Source organism: Aminobacter sp. P4_H6_2 (assembly GCF_056400805.1).
In genome coordinates this window covers 1-4,858 of record NZ_JBFUKO010000411.1, presented here as the reverse complement: position 1 = coordinate 4,858, position 4,858 = coordinate 1, and the positions used below count along the sequence as shown (strand labels likewise).

Genomic DNA, 4,858 nt, shown 5'->3' with positions numbered 1-4,858 from the left:
GAACAGGCCAAGCTCAGGCTCGATGGCGGAAGCCTCAGGATCGCCGGCACCGACATGCATGTGCTTGGTCRCAACGTGGTCCTGGAGGCGGGCGGCGGCGCGCTCGACATCGCCGATGCTACCAACGTCGTTGGCATCAACAAGGAGATTTCGGGTACTGGCAGCCTGACCAAGCTCGGTCTTGGCGCGCTGGTTCTCGACGGCACCCACAGCTACACCGGCGAGACCGTCGTCAAGGCGGGCGCGCTTTCGGTGCAGGGTTCGATCGCTACGTCGAAGCTGACCACTGTCGGTGCCGGCGGCCTGCTGGGCGGCATCGGCACGCTCGGCAACACGGTGATCGCCTCGGGTGGTGTGCTGGCGCCTGGCAATTCGATCGGCACCATCAAGGTTGCTGGCGACATCACCTTCGAAGCCGGTTCGGCCTTTGAGGTCGAAGCCAATGCCAAGGGCGAAAGCGACAAGGTCGCGGCATCAGGCAAGGCGATGCTGAAGGGCGGATCGGTGCTGACTCTGGCGAGCGGCAACAATTATGCGCCGCAGACCAACTACAAGATCATCACCGCCGATGGCGGCGTGACCGGCTCGTTCGCCGATGTCAGCTCGAACCTTGCCTTCCTCGATCCCTCCCTTGCCTATGGCGCCAAGGACGTGACGCTGACGCTGAACCGCAACGACGTCACTTTTGCCGATGTCGGCGCGACGCGGAACCAGAAGGCAACGGCCGCAGCACTCGAAAGCACGGGCTTTGCCAATGCGGCATACGCGGCCGTCGTCAATCTCGACGAAGCGGGCGCGCAGCAGGYGTTTGCGCAGCTGTCGGGCGAGGTGCATGCCTCGGCCAGGGGCATGATTATGCAGAACAGCGGCGTCCTGCTCGACGCAGCCACCAGCCGCATCGACCAGGCGTTTGGCGATGCGACCGCGGCCAGCATGCCTGTCATGGCCTATGGCGACGATGGCCTGGAACTGGCGGCTGCCGACACCGACCGCTTCGCGCTGTGGACCCGGGCCTTCGGTTCGTGGGGCAACAACGACGGCGACGGCAACGCCATGGGCTTCGACCGCAGCACCGGCGGCCTGATCGGCGGGGCCGATGCGATGGTCGGCGACAGCTGGCGCTTAGGCGTGCTTGCCGGCTACAGCCGCTCGACCTTCGATGCCGCGGACGGCACTTCCAACGGCAGCAGCGACAACTACCATCTCGGCGTCAACGCCGGCACGCGGGTTGGTGCGTTCGGCCTGACCGCCGGCGCGACCTATAGCTGGCACCGGTTCGACACCGCGCGTTCGGTCGCCTTCGCAGGCTTCTCCGACGCGCTATCGGCCAAGTATGACGGCGGCACGGCCCAGGTGTTCGGCGAGGCGAGCTACCAGGTGGATGCTGGGCGCTTCGCCGTAGAGGGCTTCTCCAACCTGTCTTACGTGAACCTGCGCACCGACGCCTTCACAGAGACGGGCGGGGCGGCAGCCTTGTCCAGCGAAGCCACCAGCAACGACGTGACTTTCGCCACGCTTGGCGTTCGCGGCTCGACCGATGTCGCGCTGGGTGCGGTGAACGCGACTGTGCGTGGCACGCTGGGCTGGCGCCATGCCTTTGGCGATGTTACGCCGCTGTCGTCGGTCGCCTTTGCCGGCTCGGACGGCTTCGAAGTGGCGGGCACGCCGATCGCCAGGGACGCGGCGGTGCTGGGTGCCGGCATCGACTTCGACATCGCACCGAAGGCGAAGCTTGCCATCAGCTACACCGGGCAGGTGAGCAGCGGTGCGTCCGACCACGGAATCGATGCCAAGCTGGCAGTCAGCTTCTAGACATCGACGAGGCATCCGCGGCCTTGGGCCATGGCCGCGGATGCACTGATGTTGACGCGAAAGATCAGCGCAAGTATTCGCGCTTCGAGTAACAGCTCAACGCGTTGGCGGACGACACGAACCGCGCCGGCACTGCCGGGTCAAATATCAAAACTCTGGAAACCATCATGACCGAACAGATTTCGYCGGCCTCCGAGGTCTCGTTGCGCCGCATCTCCGCACAGACCGTGAGCGATGTTTGCGAACTCAGCGAGACGCTGAGCGAAGCCCAGCGCAACAAGGTGGCCGACAACGGCACCTCGATCGCCGAGGCACATTTTTCTGAAAACGCCTGGTTCCGCGCCGTCTATGCCGACGACACGCCGATTGGCTTCGTCATGCTGCATATCGGCGCCGACTATGACGTCATCGATTGCCCCGGTGCCTTCCTGTGGCGCTTCATGATTTCAGGACCTTACCAGGGCATGGGCTTTGGCCAGAAGGCAATCGCACTTGTGGTTCGCGATCTCAGGGGGCGGGGCTTCACTGAACTCTTCACCAGCTACGGGCTGGGCGAGGCGAGCCCGGAAGGCTTCTACAAGCGCCTAGGTTTTATCACGACCGGCGAAACCTATGACGACGAGGTGGAGGCCGTGCTGAAATTCAGCTGACGGCAGCCCAAACGCGCATTGGACTTCGCGCGCAGCGTGCCCATATCTTGGGATGTGGAGCTTTGAGCGTGAAACTCGCGCGTTTGGCCCTTTTCGTTGCGGCGCTGGTCGCCGCTGCGGTCTTTACTGCCTCTTCCTCGATCGGAGAAGACAGCGGCCGGGCGAAGGTGGCGTTGACCATCGTCATCGATGGCGCCATCGGCCCGGCGAGCGCAAGACAGCTCAAGGAAGGCCTTGAGACGGCGGTCAAGCGCAACGCCGAAGTCGTCATCCTCGAGATGAACACACCGGGCGGGCTGGTCACCTCGAAGCGCGAGATGATCGCCGACATCCTTTCTTCGCCCATTCCCGTCATCGGTTATGTCGCGCCATCCGGCGGGCACGCGGCAAGTGCCGGCACTTACATCCTCTATGCCACCCATGTGGCGGCGATGGCACCGGGCACCAACCTGGGCGCTGCGACCCCAGTCGAGATCGGCGGCATGCCCTCCTTGCCCGGGGGCGGCGATGACAAGGACCAGAAGAAAGCCGCTCCCGACACCGACCCGATGATGGCCAAGGTCACCAACGACGCGGTCGCCCTGATCCGCTCGCTTGCCGAATTGCGCGGGCGCAATGCCGACTGGGGCGAAAAGGCGGTGCGCGATGCCGCAAGCCTGTCGGCCAATGCCGCCCTGCAGGAGCATGTCATCGATTTGATTGCCCGCGACCGAACCGACCTGCTGCGTCAGGTCGACGGGCGCACGGTCGATGTCGCCGGCAAAAAAGAGGTGCTGGCGACGAGGGACCTGCCGGTCGAGGTGGTAGAGCCCGGCTGGCTGATCCGGCTATTGGCCATCATCACCGACCCGAATGTCGCTGTCATCCTGATGCTGGTCGGCATCTACGGCCTGGTCTTCGAGTTTTCGAGCCCCGGCATGGTGGCGCCGGGCGTTGTCGGCACCATGGCGCTGCTGCTTGGGCTCTACGCGCTCGATCTTCTGCCGATCAACTATGCCGGCCTGGCACTGATGCTGCTCGGCCTCGCCTTCCTGGTCATGGAGGCATTCAACCCGACGGTGGTGCTGGGGCTTGGCGGTGTTGCCGCCTTCCTTTTGGGCGCAGCGATGCTGCTCAAGGTGCAGGGTCCCGGCTTCGAGATCTCGTGGATGCTGATTGGAACTGCCGCCGCCCTGACGCTTGGCCTGGCACTTTTGACCGGCAGTTATGTCTGGGCGGCGCGCCACAGGCCTTCGCGCGTCGGCGCCAAGGCGATGAACGGCTTGCCGGTCGAGATCATCGACTGGTCGGCGGGCGAGGGCCATGTCTTCGCCCAGGGCGAGCGCTGGCGGGCGAGGGCGGACGAGCCACTCGCTATTGGCGATCCCGCCGAGGTGACCGGGATCAAGGATCTCGTGCTGACGGTCCGGCGCCGGAACGTTTCAAAGCCAGGAGAACCGCAATGATCGTCGGCTATGTCGTCTATCTGATACTCGCGCTTGTCGTGGTCATGTTCCTGTCGGCGGCAATTCGTATCCTGAGGGAATATGAGCGCGGTGTCGTCTTTACGCTTGGCCGCTTCACCGGCATCAAGGGGCCGGGGCTGATCCTGCTCATCCCGTTCGTCCAGCAGATGGTGCGGGTCGACCTGCGCGTGGTGGTGCAGGACGTGCCGCCGCAGGATGTGATTTCGCGCGACAACGTCTCGGTGAAGGTCAATGCGGTGCTGTATTTCCGCATCGTCGATCCCGAGCGCGCGATCATCAAGGTCGAGGATTACATGGCCGCGACCAGCCAACTGGCGCAAACCACTGTGCGCTCGGTGCTCGGCAAGCACGAGCTGGACGAGATGCTGGCGGAACGCGACAAGCTGAACGCCGCCATCCAGGAGATCCTCGACCAGCAGACTGACGCCTGGGGCATCAAGGTGACCAATGTCGAGATCAAGCATGTCGACCTCAACGAGAGCATGGTGCGGGCGATCGCCAAGCAGGCGGAGGCCGAACGGCTACGCCGTGCCAAGGTGATCAATGCCGAGGGCGAGCAGCAGGCGGCGCAAAAGCTTGTCGAGGCCGGCAGGATGCTGGCCAAGGAGCCGCAGGCGATGCAACTGCGCTATTTCGAGGCGCTGCACGACATATCGGGCGAGCGCTCGTCGACGGTGGTGTTTCCGCTGCCGATCGACCTGCTCGGTTTGTTCAAGAAGCCAGACGGCGGGGGCAAGTGACTACGCGGCCGCCTGCACGGCTGGTGCTGTTCTTGTCAGGCGCTTTCAAGTGGAATTGCCTGAAGCCGGGTCATTTGCTGCCRACGACAAGGGCAAGGAACTCGCGTGCCGCGCGAGTGGCATAACGCTCCTTGTGGCGCAGCACGAAGAAGCTGCGCTTGGGCAGGGCGAAGTCGATGGCGACCAGCGT

At 64.2% G+C, this 4,858-nt stretch carries 4 protein-coding genes; all 4 read left to right on the top strand.

Annotation, left to right across the window (positions count from 1 at the left end; translation table 11 throughout):
* Nucleotides 1-1,812, top strand: a 1,812-nt coding sequence (locus AC1DUU_RS23075; RefSeq protein ID WP_476785714.1) for an autotransporter family protein, incomplete at its 5' end; no start/stop codon positions are given.
* 167 nt (nt 1,813-1,979) lie between these two features.
* On the top strand, nt 1,980-2,462 hold the full coding sequence (locus AC1DUU_RS23070) for a GNAT family N-acetyltransferase (RefSeq protein ID WP_476785713.1): 483 nt from the start codon (nt 1,980-1,982) through the stop codon (nt 2,460-2,462).
* Between the two features lie 68 nt (nt 2,463-2,530).
* Nucleotides 2,531-3,907 (top strand): NfeD family protein, encoded by a 1,377-nt coding sequence (locus AC1DUU_RS23065; RefSeq protein ID WP_476785712.1) that lies wholly within the window; start codon nt 2,531-2,533, stop codon nt 3,905-3,907.
* A complete protein-coding gene (locus AC1DUU_RS23060) occupies nt 3,904-4,668 on the top strand; it encodes a slipin family protein (protein ID WP_476785711.1) in 765 nt (254 codons plus the stop codon). The genes AC1DUU_RS23065 and AC1DUU_RS23060 overlap by 4 nt, the downstream gene beginning before the upstream one ends.
* Nucleotides 4,669-4,858: the final 190 nt, after the last annotated feature.